Here is a 21,199-nt window from a genome sequence, read left to right on the forward strand (position 1 = left end):
CGTTCCGTGGCGGCTACTCCGCGGCGGCGGAGACCGGGATCTCCATCAGAATGGTGCGCCGGGGGTTGGCGGTCTGGGCCGGGAGGTCGAGCGAGTGCTCCGGCTGCTCCGGGACCGTCAGCTCACCGGCGTCCTTGAGGTGCACCAGCGTCGTGCGCCGCGGGTTGGCAATGTTGCGGAACATCATCGTCGTCTTCACGGTTGTACTCGACCTCGGATGTCGGGGGTTGGACAGATGCAGCCTTCTTGTAAAGCGTCAGGCTAAACATGCCATTCCCCGTCGGTGTCGTGGAGACCTCATGATCGGCGTGTGAGTTTGCTCACTGAGCTGTGGGCAAACCGGACAATTGCAAGTCTCAACTCACCCCAACGAAACGGACATTGCCCCCCTGAAGCTATCATTCCGCTCCTGATCATGGCGACTGGGACACCTGCCACCACGGGGAGACTCGCGGAGTTATGTCCGGTATCGACGAGAACGCTTTCCACACCCGGTGACACCGCCCTCACGAGGTGTCACGTAGGTCACGGTCTGACCCACGGACCTTGTTGGAGATCCGGCACTGTGCTGGAATTCCACGGACCGCCGCGGGATCGAGCCGGCGCACAAGGGGCGCAGAGAAGCGCCGAGCGGCGGTGAGAAGGGGGAGCCAGCGCCGGTCACTCACGATCCACCGGGGTGCGTAATTCAGGGCGCTCCCCACAACGCCGACACCGTGCTTCTCCGTCCTGCGGAGGGGTGCCTGGTCCAGAGGTTGCGACGCTAGTGCAGGGACGTTTCAAGAGGGATGGCAGCGCTTCGGCCGAGCCGGAGCGGCACAGCGGGACCGGCCCCAACGCCGGCGGTCCCTCCCCCCAGCACGCCCAGAACCCGGGCCAGACCGCGTCCGGCGACGGCGGTTCCGGCCCCGGGCGCCTCGGCTCGTCGGTGTCCACGGGCCCGGCAGCCCCGGCCACTCCACCACCGGTGAAGCCCCCCAAGGGCCAGAGCGGCCCCGGATCGCGTGTGGCACTGCGCAACTGGCGCATCTCCACGCGCCTGGTGTCGCTGCTCGCGCTCCCCGTGGTGGCGGCCACCTCCCTGGGCGCGCTGCGCATCAACGACTCCATGGACGACATCCAGCAGCTCGACAACATGAAGCTGCTGACGGAGATGACGAAGCAGGCCACCGAGCTGGCCGCCGCGCTCCAGGACGAGCGCGACCAGTCGGCAGGTCCGCTGGCGCACAACTCCACGGCGAGCAACATCACGGTCAAGGGCTACCGGAACAAGACGGACCGGGCCGCGACCAACTTCGTCAACACCGCCGAGGACATCGACACCTCGAGCAAGGACGGCAACCTCCAGGGCGTCCGCGACAGCCTCGTCGGGCTCGTCCGCGACCTGGACACGCTGAGCAGCATCCGCAGCGACGCCTTCGAGAGCAAGGGCAACGCCACGCAGACGGTGGAGTCGTACCACCGTCTGATCACCCACCTGCTGGACCTCTCCCAGGACATGGCCGAGGCCACCAGCAACCCGGAGATGATCCAGCGCACGCGTGCCCTGTCGGCCTTCTCCTCCGCCAAGGAGTACGCGTCCAGCCAGCGCGCGATCCTCGCGGCGGCGCTGCCCGCGTCCAACAAGACGGTGGGCAGCCTCTCCGAGACCGACCGGCTGTACGGCCAGGGCGCGCTCGACAGCGAGGCGTCCGACCTCAACACCTTCCGCAGCATCTACGGCGACAACGACGCCGAGCAGCTCCTGCAGCCCATCGAGGACGGCAACTCGAACATCGAGGCCTCCGACCAGTACGCGGGTCGTGCCTTCGGCCGGTCGGACGGCCTCGCCGACCTGGACAAGCGCTCCTACAAGGACTGGGTCGACGACAGCTCGACCAAGATCCAGGAGATGGGCCGCATCGAGCACACGCTGCTCGAGGACATGGAGCAGAAGGCTCGCGAGCTGCGCAACGAGTCCGAGCGCGAGGCGATCATCTCCGGTGCGCTGATCCTGCTCGTGCTGGGTGTCTCCCTGGTCGGCGCCTTCGTCGTCGCCCGGTCCATGATCCGTTCGCTGCGCCGCCTCCAGGAGACCGCCACCAAGGTCGCCCAGGACCGGCTGCCCGAGCTGGTCAAGCAGCTCTCCGAGTCCGACCCGCAGGACGTCGACACGTCCGTGGAGTCGGTCGGTGTGCACTCCCGGGACGAGATCGGCCGCGTGGCCGCGGCCTTCGACGACGTGCACCGCGAGGCCGTCCGCCTCGCCGCCGAGCAGGCCCTGCTGCGGGGCAACGTCAACGCGATGTTCACCAACCTCTCGCGCCGCTCCCAGGGCCTCATCCAGCGTCAGCTCTCGCTGATCTCCGAGCTGGAGTCGCGCGAGGCCGACCCGGACCAGCTGTCCTCGCTGTTCAAGCTCGACCACCTCGCGACCCGCATGCGCCGTAACGGTGAGAACCTCCTCGTCCTCGCCGGTGAGGAGCCCGGCCGCCGCTGGACCCGCCCGGTCCCGCTGGTCGACGTGCTGCGCGCCGCGGCCTCCGAGGTGGAGCAGTACGAGCGCATCGAGCTGGCCTCCGTGCCGACCACCGAAGTCGCCGGCCGGGTCGTCAACGACCTCGTGCACCTGCTCGCCGAGCTGCTGGAGAACGCCACCTCGTTCTCCTCCCCGCAGACCAAGGTCAAGGTCACCGGTCACGCGCTGCCCGACGGCCGCGTCCTGATCGAGATCCACGACACCGGCATCGGCCTCTCCCCCGAGGACCTCGCCGCGATCAACGAGCGGCTCGCGTCGCCGCCCACCGTGGACGTCTCCGTCTCCCGCCGCATGGGTCTGTTCGTGGTCGGCCGGCTGTCGCAGCGCCATGGCATCCGCATCCAGCTGCGCCCGTCCGACTCCGGTGGCACGACCGCGCTGGTCATGCTGCCCGTCGATGTCGCCCAGGGCGGCAAGAAGCCCCAGCCGAAGCCCGGTCAGGGTGTCCCCGGTGGTCCCGCCTCGGCTCAGGCCGCGGCCGGTGTCGCCGGGGCCCGCCGTGGCAACGGCCAGGGCGGCGGCGTGCCCGGTGGTGCGGGCGGTGGCGCTCTCGGCGCCGGCGCCCCCTCGGGCGGTCGCCTCAACGCCGGTCAGGGGCCGCGCGCAGCGCTGCCCGGCACCGGTGGTCAGGGCGGTCGTCCCGGTGCGCCGGGCGGACCGCGCGGACCGCAGGGTCCCGGTATGCCTCCGCAGGGCCGGCCTGCTCCGGCCGGAGCGGGTGCCGGGTTCGGCGGCCAGGCTCCGGGCGCCCCGCAGGGCCTCCAGGCCGCGGGCACCGGTGGGCCGGGACAGGACGCCTTCAACACGCAGGACGCCTTCAGCGGTCAGGACGCTTTCGGCGGTGGCCAGGACGCGTTCGGCGGCCGGGGTGCCGTACCCCCGCAGTCGCAGTCCCCGAACACCGGCAAGGCTCCCGAGCAGGGCCGGCGCCGTCGGCCGCAGCTGCCGGGCCGCGGCGGTCCTCGTGCCGAGCTGCCGGGCGGCAACAACCCGCAGCCCCGCACGCCCAGTTGGAGCGACGAGAACGCGCAGCCTCCGGTGCCGCGCGCCTCCCTCGACGTGCCGCGCGGTCACGACGAGCAGGGCCCGGCCTCCACGTCCCGCATGCCGCGGATCGACGAGCACCAGAGTCCGGCGAACGCGGCCGCCACGTCGGAGTTCCCGCGCCCGGACTTCAACGCCCCGCAGAACACCGGCCAGTACCCGCGACCGGGTGCGAACGGTCCCCAGAACACCGGCCAGTTCCCGCGGCCGGGCACGAACGGTCCGCAGGACACGGGCGAGTTCCCCCGCCCCGGCACGAACGCCCCGCAGAACACGGGTCAGTTCGTCCGTACGGACATCTTCAGTGCCCCGCAGGCGTACGACAGCGGCTCGACGGGCCAGTTCCCGACGCCGGGCTACGACGGTTCCGCCACCGGACAGCACTCGCTGCCGGGTCGTCAGGACCCCTCGTCCACGGGCCAGTTCGACCGTCCCCAGACCAACGGCGGCGACTTCGGCGCCCCGCGGCCGCCCATGCCGCCGCGGCCGCAGCAGCGACCCGTGCGCCAGGAGCCGGAGGCGCTGCCGCCGGCCTCGGGCCCGGGCGACGGACGTACGCCGCTGTACGACACCCTGGAGACCAACTGGTTCCACGGCGGCCCGCAGGGACAGGAGCCGCCGTCCAACGGCAACGGCTCCTCCCCCGCCGGGGCCCCGCGCCAGGATCCGGCGGCCCCGCTGAGCCCCGCGGCCGCTCCGCAGCGGCCCGCGGCCTCCACGGGCTGGCGCAGCTCACCCAATGACGACCTCGTCCGGCAGGCGGAGCGTGTGCGCCAGCCGGCCGCGGGCGGTGTCACCACCTCCGGTCTGCCGCGCCGGGTGCCCAGGGCGAACCTCGTCCCGGGTACGGCTCAGCAGCAACAGCACCAAACCGGTCCGCAGGTCTCGCGTTCGCCTGATGACGTTCGCGGCCGGCTGACCAATCTCCGTCGGGGTATCGCACAAGGTCGTCAGGTCGGCGGTAACGGCCAGACGGGCAGCTTCCCGAACCCCACTCACCAGCAGGAGCGTTAGTTGAGCCCGATGAGCCAGGCGGCACAGAACCTCAACTGGTTGATCACCAACTTCGTGGACAACACCCCCGGGGTGTCCCACACCGTCGTCGTGTCCGCCGACGGCCTCCTGCTGGCGATGTCCGAGGGTTTCCCGCGTGACCGTGCCGATCAGCTGGCGGCCGTCGCGTCGGGGCTCACCTCGCTGACGGCGGGCGCCTCGCGGATCTTCGAGGGCGGCAGCGTGGCCCAGACCGTCGTGGAGATGGAGCGGGGATTCCTCTTCCTCATGTCCGTCTCGGACGGTTCTTCGCTCGCGGTGCTGGCCCACCCGGACTGCGACATCGGCCTCGTCGGTTACGAGATGGCACTGCTGGTCGACCGTGCGGGGGCAGTGCTCACGCCGGATCTGCGAGCCGAGCTGCAAGGCAGTCTGCTCCACTGATCAGCCCGGATCCACCCGTCTCACGAAAACACCGTCCGGCCGCCACAATCCCCCCACCGGCCTCTCAGACGGCTTGCCCAACCGACTTGCTGTCCCGCCCGGAGGATTCATGACCCCGCCCAACGCCTCTCATGATCCGTACGCGGAGCCGTACGAGGATGAGGGCGACCAGCCGCTGGTACGTCCGTACGCGATGACCGGCGGCCGGACCCGGCCGCGCTACCAGCTCGCCATCGAGGCTCTGATCAGCACCACGGCCGACCCGGCGGCGCTGATGGGACTCCTCCCCGAGCACCAGCGCATCTGCCACCTGTGCCGCGAGGTGAAGTCGGTCGCCGAGGTCTCGGCGCTGCTCGCCATGCCGCTCGGTGTGGCCAGGATCCTCGTCGCGGACCTCGCCGAGGCCGGCCTGGTGGCCATCCACCAGCCGGGCGGCGACGAGAACAACGGCGGCGCTCCCGATGTGACGCTGCTCGAAAGGGTGCTCAGTGGACTTCGCAAGCTCTGACGCGGGGCGGGCGACCACCTCCGCGAAGATCGTGGTGGCGGGTGGCTTCGGCGTGGGCAAGACCACGTTCGTGGGCGCCGTCTCGGAGATCAACCCGCTGCGCACGGAGGCCGTGATGACGTCCGCGTCAGCGGGCATCGACGACCTCACCCACACCGGAGGCAAGACGACCACCACGGTCGCCATGGACTTCGGCCGCATCACCCTGGACCAGGACCTGATCCTGTACCTCTTCGGTACACCCGGCCAGGACCGCTTCTGGTTCATGTGGGACGACCTCGTACGCGGCGCCATCGGCGCCATCGTCCTGGTCGACACCCGCCGTCTCGCCGACTGCTTCCCCGCGGTCGACTACTTCGAGAACAGCGGCCTGCCGTTCGTCGTCGCGCTCAACGGCTTCGAGGGACACCAGCCGTACGCTCCCGAGGAGGTGCGCGAGGCCCTGCAGATCGGACCGGACGCGCCGATCATCACGACGGACGCCCGGCATCGGTCGGACGCCAAGAGTGCCCTGATCACCCTGGTCGAGCACGCCCTGATGGCACGTCTTCGGTAACGCCCCCAAGGTGTGTCGACCAGCTCCCAAATCAACATCGTCATACGGCAGTTGTCGTAGATGTCCCGGAGTCGGCTGTGGCCTTGGACACGGTCGACCCCGGCGTTCATAACGTTTCGGCAGTGGAATCGGGTGGTACGGCCACGCGTGGTTGCCAACCGGTCTCGCTGTGCTCACAACGGCCCCGTCATTTGACGGGGCTCGCTCTTTATGACCGTTTTATCTAGGGCTTACATCACATGGAACCCGTGCGTACCACTGTTTGGAGCTGCGCAGGCCGTCGTGCTGGAATGCCTGAACTGCCCAATAGTCAACGACGTACTCACTAGTCGAAGGCGTACTGGGCTCTGAGAGACTGCGGCACAACGTAAGGTGCCGACCCCTCCGAGAGGTTGTTGGTCGAGTGAGGCGAAGCAAGAACGGTCCCGAGCCGTCGGCCCGGGGCAACTTCACCCCGCCCCCGCGCGGAGCGGCGCCTGCCCCTGTGCCCGGTTCGGAGCCATCGGCCGCGCCGGCGTCCAGCGGTAGCCGTTTCTCCCCGCGCAACTGGCGGGTGCCGACCCGGCTGAACGCGATCCTGCTCATACCCGTGATCGTCGGCCTCGTCATGGGCGGCTTCCAGGTCAAGAGCTCGATCGACACCTGGCGGGAAGCCGAGGACGCGGAGAACACCGCGCGCCTCGTGCGGGCCTCCCTCAGCTACGCCGACGCCCTCTACCAGGAGCGCGACAGCACCGCCGCCCCCCTGCTGAGCGGGGAGGGCCAGGACAACGCCACGGTCGTCGCAGCGCGCAAGAAGACCGACCAGGCCGCCGACGCCTTCGACGAGGCCGCGCAGAACATGCCGCAGAAGGCCGGCCTCGAACGCCGCCTCAAGCTGTTCCGTGACGGCGAGGGATCGCTCCAGACGCTGCGCGCGGGCGCCTACACCTCCCCCAAGCTCACCGGCGTGAAGACCGAAGAGGGCTACACCCTCGTCGCGCACCCGCTGACGGAGTTCGCCAACGAGCTCGGCCTGGGCACCGGAAACATCACCAGCTACGGCCGCACGGTCTACGCCATCGAGCTCACCAAGGCGTCCCTGTCGCTGCAGCGCTCCATCGGTATGCACCTGCTGATCAAGCCGGGCCCGGGCCTGAGCAGCTTCGCCAGCCAGAAGGTCGCCCTCTCCTCGTACGCGTACCTGGAGGGCATCGCCGTCGAGGAGTACATCGGCGGTGGCACCGCGGCCGACGCGGCGAAGCTCGACACCGCGAAGAAGCAGATCCAGGCCGAGGGCGCGGCGCTGGCCAAGGAGGCCGCGGCCAAGAACCCGGCCTACGTCCCGCCGCCGTCCAACCCCACCCAGATGGTCTCCGCCATCGCCACGCTGCCGTCGATGGACGACAGCGCCCGTGCGGCGCTCGGCAAGGACGGCATCACCGCCGAGAACTGGTGGGCGGTCACCACCCTCAAGTACAACGCCTACCGGCAGATCGAGACCGACCTGGCCGACACCGCGGTGAACGAGGCCGCGAGCATCGCCGACGAGGCCAAGCGCGACGCGTTCATCGTGGGTGCCGCCGTCGTGGTCGCCCTGCTCCTGGCGTTCATCCTGGCCGGCGCGGTCGCCCGCCAGATGTCCCGCTCGATGCGCCAGCTGCGCAACGCCGCCTTCGGTATCGCCGAGCAGCGCCTGCCGATGCTGGTCGACCAGCTCTCGCGCACCGACCCCGGCCGCGTGGACACTCGCGTCCAGCCGATCCCGATCAACACCAAGGACGAGATCGGCGAGGTCGCCCGCGCCTTCGACCAGGTCCACCGCGAGGCCGTACGACTCGCCTCCGAGCAGGCCCTGCTGCGGGGCAACATCAACGCGATCTTCACCAACCTGTCCCGGCGCAACCAGTCTCTGATCGAGGGCCAGCTGACCCTGATCACCGACCTGGAGAACAACGAGGCCGACCCGGACCAGCTGGAGAACCTCTTCCGCCTGGACCACCTCGCGACCCGTATGCGCCGCAACGGCGAGAACCTCCTGGTCCTCGCCGGCGAGGAGCCCGGCCGCCGCTGGGACCAGCCGGTCCCGCTGGTCGACGTGCTGCGCGCCGCCTCCTCCGAGGTCGAGCAGTACGAGCGTGTCGAGCTGTCGGGTGTTCCGGAGGCCGAGATCCACGGCCGCGCCGTGACCGACCTCGTGCACCTGCTGGCCGAGCTGCTGGAGAACGCCACCACGTTCTCCTCGCCGCAGACCAAGGTCCGCGTCACCGCGACCCGGCTGCCCGACGGCCGCATCATGATCGAGATCCACGACAAGGGCATCGGCCTCACCGCCGAGGACTTCGCGGACATCAACCACAAGCTGGCCAACCCGCCGACCGTGGACGCCGCGATCTCCCAGCGCATGGGTCTGTTCGTGGTCGGCCGGCTGTCCGACCGGCACGGCATCCGCGTCCAGCTGCGCCCCTCGGGCGAGCAGGCCGGCACCACCTCGCTGGTCATGCTGCCCGACGCGATCACCCACGGCGGTGGCGGCGAGCACCAGCCCGCCACCGACGAGTTCACCGTCTCGCAGATCATGCCGGAGCAGCAGAACTACCAGGGCGAGGACTTCAACACCGGTCTGCCCATGCGTACGGCCGCGGAGCTCGGCTTCGACGACAGCCGCTACTCCGAGGTCCCGGACGACATACGTGAGCTGGACCCGGTCGGCCGTTCCCTGATGCGCGAGGAACGCCGTGCGGCCCTGGAGTCCCAGAGCGGCGGCGAGCCGCCCGCCCTCCAGGGGCCGGACCCGTCGTACACCGAGGCGTTCGACGGTCCCCGCAACGCCCCGCAGACCGGTTACGACAACGGCCTGGGCGGCTTCCCCGAGCAGCAGCCGGCCTCCTACGACCAGCAGACGTCGTACGAGGAGGTTCAGCAGGCTCCGTACGAGGAGCAGCGGCAGACGGCGTACCAGGAGCCGAAGCGCCCGGCGTACGACGAGCCGTACTACGCGCCGAACGGCGGCCTGCCGCAGAACGACACCTTCTCCCCCGGCGGCGGTTACCCGGAGCCCTCCTATCCGGAGCCGGTCCAGGAGGAGCCCGCGGAGGTGCACGCGGCCGCCCCGGAGACCTTCTCGGGCTTCGAGGAGCGCCGCTACCAGGATGACTGGCCGCAGCCGGACGGTTACCGGAACGGCTACCAGGACCAGTACGCTCCGGAAACGGAATCTGCGCAGGCCGCTGACGTGAGTGAGCGTGACCGCGTAGGCTTCGATCGTCCGGGACCGGCCCCAGCTGCCGTAAGTCACGAACTGACCGAGGCGGGGCTCCCCCGCCGTGGCTCCCCCGGGAGCAGCGCGAACGGCTCGAACGGCACGCGGCACGCGACCCAGGAGCAGCCGGCCTCCGCGCCGGAGAGCAACGGCGGCGGCAGCGACGTCTGGCGCTCGAACAACGACGAGCGGTGGCAGCAGGCCTCCCAGCTGAAGAAGCCCAAGGCGGGCGGGGTCACCTCCTCCGGTCTGCCGCGGCGGGTGCCCAAGGCCAACCTGGTCGAGGGAGCCGCCGAAGCCAGCCCCCAGGGAGGCCCGTCGGTCTCCCGCGCTCCCGAGGACGTCCGGGGCAGGCTGAGCAATCTGCGTCGCGGTGTGCAGCGGGGCCGCAACGCAGGCAGTGAAACGAACGGTCAGGGCTTCGGCTCTGGCAGCACCTACAACCAGGAGCGTTAGTGTGAGCCCGATGAGCCAGGCGGCGCAGAACCTGAACTGGTTGATCACCAACTTCGTGGACAACACCCCGGGTGTGTCCCACACGGTGGTGGTCTCCGCCGACGGACTCCTTCTGGCGATGTCCGACGGCTTCCCGCGCGACCGAGCCGATCAGTTGGCGGCCGTCGCGTCGGGGCTGACCTCGCTGACCGCGGGTGCCTCGCGCATCTTCGAGGGCGGCGCGGTGAACCAGACGGTTGTGGAGATGGAGCGGGGATTCCTGTTCCTCATGTCCGTATCCGACGGTTCCTCGCTCGCGGTCCTCGCGCACCCCGAGGCGGACATCGGTCTCATTGGGTACGAGATGGCCCTTCTGGTGGACCGTGCCGGTTCGGTCCTGACACCCGATCTGCGTGCGGAGCTCCAGGGCAGCCTGCTCAACTGACAGACAGACGGTGCGTTTTGGCGTCCCGGGGCCGTAAGGTTTCGGGACGCGGCTCCACACAGCGTGATGGGTGCCCGGCACAGTCGGAGGAGGAGAGAAAGTGGCAACACCCCCAGGTGGTTCATCTGGCAATTGGTCGTACGGCCCTGGCCAGGGTCAGAACGATGGTTCCCAGAACCCGAACCGCTACAACTTCCCCTCCGCACCCAGCCAGCGGCCGTACGCGCCCCAGGGTCCCGGGCCCTCGCCGTACGACCAGCCGCCGGCCCCGCGCATCCAGCCCGTGCAGCCGCAGCGACGCTCCCATGAGCCGGCGCCCGCGGGGGCGTCGAACAACCCCCTGGTGCGTCCGTACGCCATGACCGGCGGTCGGACCCGCCCGCGCTACCAGCTCGCCATCGAGGCGCTGGTGCACACCACCGCGCAGCCGCACCAGATGCAGGGCCAGTTGCCCGAGCATCAGCGCATCTGCAATCTCTGCCGAGAGATCAAGTCGGTAGCCGAGATCTCGGCGTTGCTGACCATCCCCCTCGGCGTGGCCAGGATCCTCGTCGCCGACTTGGCGGAGGCTGGACTGGTCGCCATCCATCAGCCCGGCGGCGACGAGAGCGCCGGCGGCCAGCCAGACGTGACACTGCTCGAAAGGGTGCTCAGTGGACTTCGCAAGCTCTAGCGGCGGTCCTTCCCGCTCCACCACCTCGGCGAAGATCGTGGTGGCGGGTGGCTTCGGCGTGGGCAAGACCACGTTCGTCGGGGCCGTCTCGGAGATCAACCCGCTGCGTACCGAGGCCGTGATGACGTCCGCGTCAGCGGGCATCGACGACCTCACCCACACCGGGGACAAGACGACCACCACGGTCGCCATGGACTTCGGCCGCATCACCCTGGACCAGGACCTGATCCTGTACCTCTTCGGTACACCCGGCCAGGACCGCTTCTGGTTCATGTGGGACGACCTCGTACGCGGCGCCATCGGCGCCATCGTCCTGGTCGACACCCGCCGTCTCGCCGACTGCTTCCCCGCGGTCGACTACTTCGAGAACTCGGGTCTTCCCTTCGTGATCGCCCTGAACGGGTTCGACGGCAACCAGCCGTACAACCCGGACGAGGTCCGCGAGGCCCTCCAGATCGGACCGGACACCCCGATCATCACGACGGACGCGCGGCACCGGGCGGACGCCAAGTCGGCGCTCATCACGCTCGTGGAGCACGCGCTGATGGCGCGACTGCGGTAAGACTCCGTGCACGACAGCTGTGGGCGCCCTCCTGCGAGGAGGGCGCCCACAGCTGTTCAGGGGTGCGGGGAACTGCGCGAACGGCCACGACGGGCCCGCAGCCGCCCGCGCGACAGGGGCCCCGGCCACCGGGCGCCACAAAGCGGCGGTCCCGCCCTCCCCGTGGGGAGAACGGGACCGCCGAAAGCCCGGAGGGCCTAGTGCCAGCTGTGCGGGGCTCGGAAGCCGCCCTCGCGCTCCAGGCGGCGCCAGCCGGCCTTCGGGTGGGCGCGGTGGGTGGGGGCGGTGGAGGGCCGGGCGGCGGCGCGGGCCAGGAGGATCGCCGTGATGGCGGCGACTTCCTCGGGCTCGGCATGGCCCTTCTCGACGCGGATGTCAGGCGTGTTCATAGGTCACAGTCTCCGTGAGAGAGGTTTCCGCGGGGGTGGTGCGGAGGGTCCGCCGGGTTACTGCGGAGGGTTGCCGTGCTTGCGCGAGGGCAGGTCGGCGTGCTTGGACTGGAGCATCGCGAGGGACTTGATGAGGATCTCGCGGGTCTCGGTGGGGTCGATGACGTCGTCGACCAGGCCGCGCTCGGCCGCGTAGTACGGGTGCATGAGCTCGGACTTGTACTCCTTGACCATGCGGGCCCGCATGGCCTCGGGGTCCTCGGCCTCGGCGATCTGGCGCCGGAAGATGACGTTGGCGGCACCTTCGGCGCCCATCACGGCGATCTCGTTCGTCGGCCAGGCGTAGGTGAGGTCCGCGCCGATGGACTGGCTGTCCATGACGATGTAGGCCCCGCCGTACGCCTTGCGCAGGATCAGGGAGATCCTCGGCACGGTGGCGTTGCAGTACGCGTACAGCAGCTTCGCGCCGTGGCGGATGATTCCGCCGTGCTCCTGGTCGACACCCGGAAGGAACCCGGGGACGTCCAGCAGAGTGACGATCGGGATGTTAAAAGCGTCACACATCTGGACGAAACGCGCAGCTTTTTCCGACGCCTCGATGTCCAGGACACCGGCGAGCGTGGAGGGCTGGTTCGCCACGATGCCCACGACCTGGCCGTCGAGGCGGGCCAGCGCGCAGATGATGTTGCGGGCCCAGCGCTCGTGGACCTCCAGGTAGTCGCCGTCGTCGACGATCTCCTCGATCACCTTGGTCATGTCGTACGGCCGGTTGCCGTCCGCCGGGACCAGGTCGAGCAGCACGTCGCCGCGCCGGTCGGCCGCGTCGGTGGACTCCACCCGCGGCGGGTTCTCCCGGTTGTTCTGCGGGAGCATCGCGAGGAGGTAGCGCACCTCGGCGAGGCAGGTCTCCTCGTCGTCGTAGGCGAAGTGGCAGACGCCCGACGTCTCGGCGTGCACGTCCGCGCCGCCCAGGCCGTTCTGGGTGATCTCCTCGCCCGTCACCGCCTTGACCACGTCCGGTCCAGTGATGAACATCTGGGACGTCTCACGGACCATGAACACGAAGTCCGTCAGGGCGGGGCTGTAGGCGGCGCCGCCTGCGCACGGGCCGAGCATCACCGAGATCTGCGGGATGACGCCGGAGGCCTTGGTGTTGCGCTGGAAGATGCCGCCGTAGCCGGCGAGGGCACTCACACCCTCCTGGATGCGGGCGCCCGCGCCGTCGTTCAGCGACACGAGAGGCGCCCCGGCCGCGATGGCCATGTCCATGATCTTGTGGATCTTCGTGGCGTGGGCCTCGCCCAGCGCGCCGCCGAAGATGCGGAAGTCGTGGGCGTAGACGAAGACCGTGCGGCCCTCCACCGTGCCCCAGCCGGTGATGACACCGTCGGTGTACGGCTTCTTGGCCTCCAGGCCGAATCCGGTGGCCCGGTGCCGGCGCAGCTGCTCGACCTCCTGGAAGGAACCCGGGTCGAGGAGCAGCTCGATGCGCTCCCGTGCGGTCAGCTTGCCCTTGGCGTGCTGCGCCTCGGTCGCCTTCTCGCTGGGGCCGGCCAGGGCGGTCGCACGGATCTCGTGCAGCTCGGCCACTCGCCCGCGCGCGTCCGTCGGCTCACCCGTCGACTCACTCGGCGCCTCATCCAAAACGGTCATGTAGCGACCTTACGAACACCGGCGCGGAAAGCGAGCCGTCGACTCCGTACAGTCTCCGGCCCGTTTTCCTGGTGCGACTGAACAGAACCAGAGAGCCATGCAGGCGTTCTGACTGCTCAGGGGGCCTGGGGCTTGTAGAGGTCGCACAAAGTCAGCGCGTGAGAGCCACCTCACACCGATGGGTGGCGCATGCCGTCCCCGGGGTGACACGCAGCTGCAGCAGGCGGCCCGTGGCCCGTACTTCCACGCTGTCGTCGGCCCGCACGACCGAGTGCACCGGGCGGTTCCAGACGATCTCCAGCGGTTCACCCGTCCGGGGTGGTTCGCTCACGCAGAGGGTAGCGGTACGGCCCCTGCGCCGGACCAGCACGCTCGCCGGCGCCGACACGGTGAGGGGGCCCGCCGTACCGGCCCGCCAGAAGTTCGCGGCGGTCAGGCCGAGCCGGTCGACGCGGACCGCCTGACAGGCGCTGTCGTTGGCGAGGACCGACAGCCAGTGGTGGTCGGCGGCCCGGGCGGCGACGGCGGGCCGGGAGGCGCCGGGCATGAGGACGTAGGTGTACGTGGCGTCCACGGGGTCGGTGCCGTGGTCGATCCAGAGGGTCTGCCGGCGGCGGGTGCGCCGTTCGGTCGTACCGCCGGTGTTGATGTCGGACCAGGCGCCGGTGCGGTCCTCACGAAGGGCCTGGACGCCGTCCGGGACGAGCCAGCCGCCGTGCCCTTCCAGATGCGCCCAGCCCCGCCCCCGTACGAAGGCCTGCGTCCCGCCCTCCCCCAGGTTGCGGCTGTCCACGACCGTCTCGACGGGGACGCCGTCCGTGCAGGTGATGCCCGCGCCGAGGCAGATCACCGCGTCCGCGACGCAGAACCACGACTTGCGGGCCTCCAGCGTCGACTCCAGCCCCTTCAGGTGCTGGCCGGTCGCCGCGTACTCGCCGTCGGTGGTGCCGCCGACCCAGCGGACGTCCGGCTTGGGCTCGCCCCACTCGCCGCCGGCCTTGTCAGGGAGGCGTCTGGTGGAGACGGTCGTGCCGGGGAGGCGGTACCAGTCGACGGTGGGCCAGTACCAGTCGGTGTACTGGCCCGAGTCGGCGGCCCACCAGGAGACCATTCCGGCGCCGGTGTGCCAGCCGCGCGGGTTCTCCCCGTTGCCGCACTCGTAGGCGGCGACGCGGTCGCTCGCCATGGCGATGTTCACGACGAATCCCGGGCGGCGGTGGACGGCCCGGTCCATGGCGGCGAAGAGGTGGTGGCCGACGGGTTCGGGGGCGGCCGGGACCGGCGCCCCGGCCACCGCGTGCAGACGGGCGAGGTCGGCCACGCCGAACTGGGGGGCGGTCAGGATCGGGGTGACGGTGTCCCGTTCGATCCAGCCCTTGATACGGCCGTACCAGCGCTCGCGTTCCGCCGCGCCCGCTCCGCCAGCGAGCAGCGCGATGGCGGCGATGATGCCCTGGCCGTGGAAGTGGTCGCCGCGCAGGACGTGCCGGTCGTCGCTCTTGAGGTGACCGCGGCTGATCGCGCGGCCGTTGACGCTGTCCATCACCAGGCCGTCGTGGATCAGCGGGGCGTAGGCCCGCTCGACGCTGTCGAGGACGATCTGCCGGTTCGGGTCGGTCACCTCCCACGCCGAGCCGGCCAGGAGGGCGAAGAGGCGGCCGAGGCCGTCGAGCATCACCTGGCCGTAGGTGCCCGAGTAGGCGACCCAGGTGTGCTGGATGAACGAGCCGTCGGCGTAGAGGCCGTCGCCCTTGGTGACGTACGGGAAGACCGGGGAGAGGGCGTCGCGGGCGAGGGCGATCCGGTCGGGGGCGCCGCCGAGGATGCCGCGCAGGGCGACGGACCGGCACAGGTCGACGCGGTTGGCGCCGGTGGAGGTGCCGGAGTAGTCGGTGAGCATGGTGTCGGGGATGAAGTGGTCGACGGCGGCGCAGGCCGCGCTCTTCCGGGCGTCCGTGAGGTGGTCGTACAGGGCGGCCGTGATGTCCATGAGGAGCCTGGGGCTGCCGATCTGCCATTCCCACCAGTTGCCGTACAGGGTGGTGGAGGGGTTGTAGACGGTGGCGCAGAGGTGGTCGAGGCCTCTCAGGATGTCCGCGAGGAGGTTCTCGTCGCCGGTCGAGCCGGTGCCCGGCTGGACGTGGGCCTGGGTCATGGTCCACAGGCGGCTGTAGCTCCGGGTGATGCCGGCCGGGGGGTCGTAGGGGGCGCCGGGCCACAGGGAGGTGGGGGTGGGGGCCATGGTGGCACGGAAGCCTCTGGCCAGTTCGCCGGTCTCGGCTAGGCGGGAGGCGTAGGGTTCGGCGGCCGGGTCGTAGCCCGTGCCGAGGGCGATGTCGAGCCAGCGTCGGCGGAGGGTGTCGTAGGGGTCGGCCGCGGTGACGGCTCGGGTGGGCGGAGCGGCGGCCGTGGCCAGGAGCGCCGCCGCGAGCAGGACGGCTCTGCGGCTGGGTCGCGTGGAGGCGCTGCGCTGCGGCTTCATACCGGGGCATCTACCACCGCGATGTCATCAGGCCAACACTTCGCGGATGACGTTGAAAGGCGGACGGAATAGGTCTACGGTCATTCGCGTTGACTGGTTCAACGTTCAACATCCTCACCTCTGGGAGTACGTCATGGCGAACACCGACCTCACCGCACTGACCGGCGACTACACGATCGACGCTGCCCACTCCACGATCGGCTTCACCGTCCGGCACGCGATGGTCACCAACGTCAAGGGCAAGTTCAACGACTTCAGCGGCTCCCTGCACCTGGACGGCGGCGACCCGTCCGCGTCGACGGCCTCCATCGACATCAAGATGGACAGCATCGACACCGGGTCGGCGGACCGTGACGGGCACCTCAAGAGCGCGGACTTCTTCAAGATCGAGGAGTTCCCGACGATGACCTTCCGCTCCACCAAGGCCGAATCCCTCGGCGGCGATGACTACCGCATCACCGGCGACCTCACGATCCTCGGCACCACCAAGCCGCTCAGCATCGACCTCGAGTTCAACGGCTCCGCGAAGGACCCGTTCGGCAACGAGCGCGTGGGCTTCGAGGGCAAGGCCGAGATCCTGCGCTCCGAGTGGGGCCTGACCTGGAACGCGGCCCTGGAGACGGGTGGCGTGCTGGTCTCCGACAAGATCAAGCTGAACTTCGACATCTCCGCGATCAAGAACGCGTGACCCTGCGGCGACAGCGCCGGTGAACCCTCCCGCGGAGGCTCACCGGCGCTTTCGCAACTCCCCGAGGATCGCGTCGACTTGAGCGGCGCGGCTCTGCGGGGTCCGGGCGCGCAGTAGTCCGAGCATGACGAGATAGCGGTCGGTCTTGCCGAGCCCCTCGAACACCGCCCTGGCCCGCGGGTGCCGTTCCAGTGCCGCGGCCAGCTCGTCGGGGACCGTCGCGTTGCTCTGCGACTCGTACGCCCCCTCCCATCGCCCGTCCGCCTTCGCCGCGGCGACCTCCGCGAGACCCCCGGGGCGCATCCGGCCCTCGGCGGTCAGGTCCGCGATCCGCCGCACGTTGACCATGGACCAGAGGCTGCCGGGGCGGCGCGGGGTGATCCGCTGAAGGTAGTGCGTGGCGTCGAGCCCCTTGCGGTGTCCGGTGATCCAGCCGTGGCACAGGGCCACGTCGTTCACCTCGGCGGCCGTGACGGAGGGCAGACCCGAGCCCTTCTTGGCGACCTTCACCCACAGCCCGGGGTGCGGGGCGGGGTGGCCGGTCAGCCAGGCGTCGAGGGCGGGGGCGGAGGGGAAGGCGCGGGGTTCGTCGGGTTCGCCGGGTTCGGTGGGCACCCGGACACCGTAGAGGGCGTCAGCAGGTGCGGCGGTAGGGAATGTCCGGGAGGTAGGTCCGCCAGGCGGCCTTCGAGAGGCCGGAGCCCGCGCGGGCGCAGATCTGCGTGACGAGGTGGTCCGGCGCCAGGTCGTACTTCTGGACGGGAACGTGGGTGCCGGAGACGTACAGCGTGTCGTCGGGGCCGAAGGCGAGCGCGAGCACCTCGTCGCCCGGGGTCGGCAGGGCGGTGCCGAGGAGCTGCTGGGAGGAGACGTCCCAGAGCTGCACGGTGCCCTGGGAACCGGCGACCGCCAGGGTGCGGCTGTCGTGGGAGAAGGCCAGTGCGGTCACCCCGCCGGTCGTGTCCGCGCCGGTGTCGGAGGCGGATCCGTCCAGCACACCGAGCCGGGTGCGGGCCGCACCGTCCCAGAGCGTGACGCCTCCCAGGACGTCACCCACCGCCAGCCGGGTGCTGTCCGGGCTGTAGGCCAGGCCGCTGATCAGGTCCTCGCCGAGCACCCTGGGCTCCAGGCGCCCCGCGCGGAGGTCGGCGACCAGCCCCTCCTCGGTCACCAGGCTCCCCCCGTCGGGGCGGCGGGCCATGGCCACGCCCTCGGAGTCGAAGGCGACGACGTCGCCGGGCCGGACACTGCGCACGGTCTTCACCCGCTTGCCCTCGCGCACGTCCCACACCTCGACGGTCGGCCGGGAAGCCGGCCGGTACGCCAGGAGGGTGCGGGCGTGGGTGTCGAGGGCGAGCCCGTTGACGGCGAAGGTGTCCTTGCCGGTGAACGGGATGTCCACGGTGGCGTACGCGCGACGCGACTCGACGTCCCACACCGTGATCCGCGTCGCGTCCGGCTCCGCCTGCCCGTGGTCGTACCGGTTCCGGCCGACGGCGAGGTACCGGCCGTCGCCGCTGAGTGCCATCAGGTCGCCGCAGGTCCGTCCGCCCTCGGCGGGACATGCGGACTGCGGGGGCGCGAAGACCATCCGTCCGCTGCGGGTGTCCGTGACCTGGATGCGCTGTGTTCCGGCCACCCCGGACGAACGGGCCAGGATCCGGCCGTCGGCGGAGAGTTCCGCCGTCCGGGCCGACGGCTGCTGCCATCGGGCCGTCGCCGCCTCACCGAGCGTCAGCGAGTGCACCACGGTCCCGGATCCGCCCAGGTAGCGCACGATCCCCGCCGCACCGTCGAGGGTGACACCGTGCCATTCGTCGGCGGCCGGCCGCTTGCGCAGCACGGGCCCGGACGGGTACCCCACCCGCCACACGAGGAGTTGGCCGGGTCCCGTGGCCATGAGGAACCTGCCGTCGCCGCCGGACCAGACCTGGGTCAGCCCGGTCGCCTTGAGGGTCAGCGTCCTGCGACCGGTGCGCAGGTCCCACCCGTGGACTCCGTCACCGGTGACGACGGTGAGCGTCCGGCCGTCCGCGGTGAACGCCAGTCCGTCGTCGCGGCAGTCGTCCGGACGGACCTTCGTCACCCAGGACGCGGAGGACTTCCGGTGCTCCCGCACGTCCCAGATCTCCAGCTCCCGCGTGCTCGTGCACAGCGCCAGTCGGCTGCCGTCGGGGCTGAGCGCCATGGCGTCCACGCTGCGGTCGGTGCCGGGGATCCGCAGCAGCCGGCGGCCGGTGCGCAGGTCCCAGGCGCCGACGGCGCCGTTCCAGTCGGCGGCCGCGAGAGTGTGCGCGCCGAAACGGACGGCCGGCTGCTCCGTCGCGTCCACCCCGGGCAGCGTCCGCGTCACCCGTGCGCTCGGCACGTCCCACAGCTCGATCCCGTCCTGCGCCAGTAGCGCGAGCGTCCGGCCGTCCGGACCGACGGCGGCCGGAACGCCGTCCATCAGCTTCCCGGGGCCCGGCGCGGAGAGCGTGAGCCGCCGCGTCCGCAGGTCCCGGATCCGGACCCGGTCGGCGGTGACGGACACCACGGACCTGCCGTCCGCGGTCAGCCGTCGCACGTCGTTGCCCGAACCGTCGAAGCCGTCGTCCGCCCCGGGCACCGCGAACACGTCGTCCTCGCGCTGCGCCATCGCCCCGATCAGCGCCGACCGGGTCTCCGTCGTGTCGGCGAGCCCCGCGGCGGCCACGCTGAGCCGCATAGCGGTACGCGGGTCGGAGAACCGCATGCTGTCGGCGACCGCTGCGACCCGGCGGGCCTCGGCCTCCACCTGACGCCGGTCGCTGGTACGGCCCTGCTGCCAGGCCACCGCTCCGGCGACCAGGGCGAGCACCAGCAGCGTGACGAGGACGCCCCCGAGCCCGCGTCGTCTGCGGAGCTCGCCCCTGCGCGCGGCACCGCTCGCCGTCAGGAACGACCGCTCCGGCACGGTGAGCGAGGCCGTGGCGAGCTGCTCCTGCGCCGCGGCCAGCCGGGTGCCCCGGTACAGGGCGCCCGGGTCACGGCCGAGCTCGGCCCAGGTGCGGGCCGCCTCCGTCAACCGCCGGTGCGTCCGCAGCTGTTCGCGTTCCTGCTCGATCCAGCCGGACAGCCGCGGCCACGAGGAGATCAGCGCCTCGTGCGCGAGGTCGACGGTGTCGTGATCGAGGGTGATGAGCCGTGCGCGGGCAAGGCGGTCCAGGACGAGGGACATGTCGGACGGTCGGCCGGGCGCGGCCGGGGAGGGTGCGGCCGTCGGCGCGGGACGGGTGAAGTCGAGTTCGGCACGGTCGACCGGGCGGCGGGTGTCCTGGGAGCCCTCGCCGGGGGTGATCAGCCGGAGCAGGACGAGCCGGGCGAGTTCCGCGTGCGTGGTGGAGAGTCCCGCCCAGACCTCCTCGGCGGTCTGGGCGATCGCCCCGTGGACGCCGCCCGCGGCCTCGTACGCCTCCTCCGTCAGTGCCCGGCCTCGACGGCGCCGCCAGGTCTCGCGCAGGACGTGCGACAGCAGCGGGAGGCCGCCGGGTTCACCGGCGATCTCCTCGACGAGGCGGGCGGTCAGGGCGCGTTCGACGATGAGACCCGCGGCCCGGGCCGGTTTGACGATCACCTCGCGCAGCTCGGCCGGGTCCATCGGGCCGACCAGCAGACCGGCCTCGCCCAACGCGTCAGCCAGAGCGCGGTGTTCGGCGCAACGGCCGTAGAAGTCCGCGCGTACGGCGATGACGACCCGCAGTCTGTTCTCCGGCCGCCGCGCGGCGAGCAGCAGGTCGATGAACGCGCGGCGCTCGGCCGCGTCCCGGCAGAGAGTGAAGACCTCCTCGAACTGGTCCACGACGACGAGGGTGTCGCCGGCGGCCCCGGCCGACCTGGCGTCCCCCGCCCCCACCGCCTCCAGCGCCCCGGCGTGCGTCCGGAGCGGATGCTCGCCCGGGGTGAGGATGCGGATCGCGGCCAGTCGGTGTTCGGCGCGCAGGGCGGGGATGAGGCCGGCGCGCAGGAGGGAGGACTTGCCGCTGCCCGAGGGGCCGAAGACGGCGGTGAACCTGCGCTCGTCGACGAGGTGCCGCAGGGCGTCGACGAGTCGGTCGCGGCCGAAGTAGAGGTCGTGGTCGTCGGGTTCGAAGCGGGCCAGGCCCCGGTACGGCGGGGCGGTGTCGTCGTCCTCGCGGGCGGTGGCGGTGTCACGGACCTCGCGGTCCGCCTCCTGCCAGCGCTTCTCCCACTCCCGCTCGTCGCCGCCGCAGGCCCGGACATAGGCCAGGGCCACCTGGAGCGAGGGCAACTGCTCACCGGCGGCGGCCTGGGAGAGCGCGGTGACCGAGTAGGGGGTCCGGCGGGCGAGATCGCGGTAGGGGGTGCCGCCGGCCTCCCGGCGCAGCTTGCGGAGTTCGTGGGCGAACCGCGGGACCGGCCCGGCGGCGGGATCGACAGGGGTCTCCCGACGGCCCATGTCCGCTCCGCTCCGCCTGGTTTCCGGCCTGCCTCCTCGTGACACAGACGCCTGTTCGGCGACGCCACCCTAAGGAACCGTTCCGATCGTCCGCAAGGCTCCCCAGGGCCGACCACCAGGCACTTTCGTT

General features: G+C 70.9%; 15 protein-coding genes. 9 read left to right on the plus strand and 6 right to left on the minus strand.

Annotated elements, in window-relative coordinates; genetic code table 11:
• Positions 1-13 precede the first annotated feature (13 nt).
• Positions 14-199 (minus strand): hypothetical protein, encoded by a 186-nt coding sequence (locus ACZ48Z_RS18925; protein WP_468736971.1) that lies wholly within the window; start codon positions 197-199, stop codon positions 14-16.
• A 567-nt stretch (positions 200-766) separates the two neighbouring features.
• Here ACZ48Z_RS18925 and ACZ48Z_RS18930 point away from each other — a divergent pair.
• The 8 genes from ACZ48Z_RS18930 to ACZ48Z_RS18965 all read left to right on the plus strand — a co-directional run bounded on the left by ACZ48Z_RS18930 (position 767) and on the right by ACZ48Z_RS18965 (position 11,419).
• The gene (locus ACZ48Z_RS18930) at positions 767-4,576 is read left to right on the plus strand and encodes a sensor histidine kinase (protein ID WP_468736972.1); all 3,810 of its coding nucleotides are present in this window, start codon (positions 767-769) and stop codon (positions 4,574-4,576) included.
• A 9-nt stretch (positions 4,577-4,585) separates the two neighbouring features.
• Positions 4,586-4,999, plus strand: a complete 414-nt coding sequence (locus tag ACZ48Z_RS18935; protein WP_030611534.1) for a roadblock/LC7 domain-containing protein — start codon at positions 4,586-4,588, stop codon at positions 4,997-4,999.
• A 109-nt stretch (positions 5,000-5,108) separates the two neighbouring features.
• Positions 5,109-5,507, plus strand: coding sequence for a DUF742 domain-containing protein (locus tag ACZ48Z_RS18940; RefSeq protein WP_285513623.1), 399 nt, complete (start codon positions 5,109-5,111; stop codon positions 5,505-5,507).
• Positions 5,488-6,063 carry a GTP-binding protein gene (locus ACZ48Z_RS18945; protein WP_328750782.1) on the plus strand — a complete coding sequence of 192 codons (576 nt, stop codon included), beginning with the start codon at positions 5,488-5,490 and terminating at the stop codon, positions 6,061-6,063. The genes ACZ48Z_RS18940 and ACZ48Z_RS18945 overlap by 20 nt, the downstream gene beginning before the upstream one ends.
• Before the next feature lie 403 nt (positions 6,064-6,466).
• Positions 6,467-9,760 carry a nitrate- and nitrite sensing domain-containing protein gene (locus ACZ48Z_RS18950; protein WP_468736973.1) on the plus strand — a complete coding sequence of 1,098 codons (3,294 nt, stop codon included), beginning with the start codon at positions 6,467-6,469 and terminating at the stop codon, positions 9,758-9,760.
• 10 nt (positions 9,761-9,770) lie between these two features.
• A complete protein-coding gene (locus ACZ48Z_RS18955; protein WP_328753410.1) occupies positions 9,771-10,184 on the plus strand; it encodes a roadblock/LC7 domain-containing protein in 414 nt (137 codons plus the stop codon).
• A gap of 100 nt (positions 10,185-10,284) precedes the next feature.
• Positions 10,285-10,857 carry a DUF742 domain-containing protein gene (locus ACZ48Z_RS18960; protein WP_468736974.1) on the plus strand — a complete coding sequence of 191 codons (573 nt, stop codon included), beginning with the start codon at positions 10,285-10,287 and terminating at the stop codon, positions 10,855-10,857.
• Positions 10,838-11,419 (plus strand): GTP-binding protein, encoded by a 582-nt coding sequence (locus tag ACZ48Z_RS18965; protein WP_026248371.1) that lies wholly within the window; start codon positions 10,838-10,840, stop codon positions 11,417-11,419. The genes ACZ48Z_RS18960 and ACZ48Z_RS18965 overlap by 20 nt, the downstream gene beginning before the upstream one ends.
• Positions 11,420-11,616: 197 nt before the next feature.
• On the opposite strand, the gene ACZ48Z_RS18970 is transcribed toward ACZ48Z_RS18965, so the two are convergent.
• From ACZ48Z_RS18970 to ACZ48Z_RS18980, 3 genes are all read right to left on the minus strand, one after another.
• Positions 11,617-11,808: an acyl-CoA carboxylase subunit epsilon gene (locus ACZ48Z_RS18970; RefSeq protein ID WP_468736975.1), complete on the minus strand. Its 192-nt coding sequence runs from the start codon at positions 11,806-11,808 to the stop codon at positions 11,617-11,619.
• 57 nt (positions 11,809-11,865) lie between these two features.
• Entirely contained in the window at positions 11,866-13,461 is a 1,596-nt protein-coding gene (locus tag ACZ48Z_RS18975) for an acyl-CoA carboxylase subunit beta (protein ID WP_468736976.1), read from the minus strand.
• A gap of 151 nt (positions 13,462-13,612) precedes the next feature.
• Positions 13,613-15,943 (minus strand): polysaccharide lyase 8 family protein, encoded by a 2,331-nt coding sequence (locus tag ACZ48Z_RS18980; RefSeq protein WP_468736977.1) that lies wholly within the window; start codon positions 15,941-15,943, stop codon positions 13,613-13,615.
• 133 nt (positions 15,944-16,076) lie between these two features.
• Here ACZ48Z_RS18980 and ACZ48Z_RS18985 point away from each other — a divergent pair, with 133 nt between their 5' ends.
• Positions 16,077-16,631, plus strand: coding sequence for a YceI family protein (locus ACZ48Z_RS18985; protein WP_468736978.1), 555 nt, complete (start codon positions 16,077-16,079; stop codon positions 16,629-16,631).
• Between the two features lie 39 nt (positions 16,632-16,670).
• Here the strand turns inward: ACZ48Z_RS18985 and ACZ48Z_RS18990 are convergent, their stop codons facing one another.
• Complete coding sequence (locus tag ACZ48Z_RS18990) at positions 16,671-17,246, minus strand: YdeI/OmpD-associated family protein (protein ID WP_468736979.1); 576 nt, start codon at positions 17,244-17,246, stop codon at positions 16,671-16,673.
• Between the two features lie 19 nt (positions 17,247-17,265).
• Positions 17,266-21,069 (minus strand): nSTAND1 domain-containing NTPase, encoded by a 3,804-nt coding sequence (locus ACZ48Z_RS18995; protein WP_468736980.1) that lies wholly within the window; start codon positions 21,067-21,069, stop codon positions 17,266-17,268.
• Between the last annotated feature and the right edge of the window lie 130 nt (positions 21,070-21,199).

The sequence above is a fragment of the Streptomyces sp. NPDC031225 genome (assembly GCF_055570355.1).

Bases quoted from the DNA above. Each gene is read 5' to 3' on its own strand.
- ACZ48Z_RS18975 (WP_468736976.1), bottom strand. From the start codon at position 13,461: ATGACCGTTTTGGATGAGGCGCCGAGTGAGTCGACGGGTGAGCCGACG.
- ACZ48Z_RS18970 (WP_468736975.1), bottom strand. From the start codon at position 11,808: ATGAACACGCCTGACATCCGCGTCGAGAAGGGCCATGCCGAGCCCGAG.
- ACZ48Z_RS18985 (WP_468736978.1), top strand. From the start codon at position 16,077: ATGGCGAACACCGACCTCACCGCACTGACCGGCGACTACACGATCGAC.
- ACZ48Z_RS18980 (WP_468736977.1), bottom strand. From the start codon at position 15,943: ATGAAGCCGCAGCGCAGCGCCTCCACGCGACCCAGCCGCAGAGCCGTC.
- ACZ48Z_RS18935 (WP_030611534.1), top strand. From the start codon at position 4,586: ATGAGCCAGGCGGCACAGAACCTCAACTGGTTGATCACCAACTTCGTG.
- ACZ48Z_RS18940 (WP_285513623.1), top strand. From the start codon at position 5,109: ATGACCCCGCCCAACGCCTCTCATGATCCGTACGCGGAGCCGTACGAG.
- ACZ48Z_RS18955 (WP_328753410.1), top strand. From the start codon at position 9,771: ATGAGCCAGGCGGCGCAGAACCTGAACTGGTTGATCACCAACTTCGTG.
- ACZ48Z_RS18995 (WP_468736980.1), bottom strand. From the start codon at position 21,069: ATGGGCCGTCGGGAGACCCCTGTCGATCCCGCCGCCGGGCCGGTCCCG.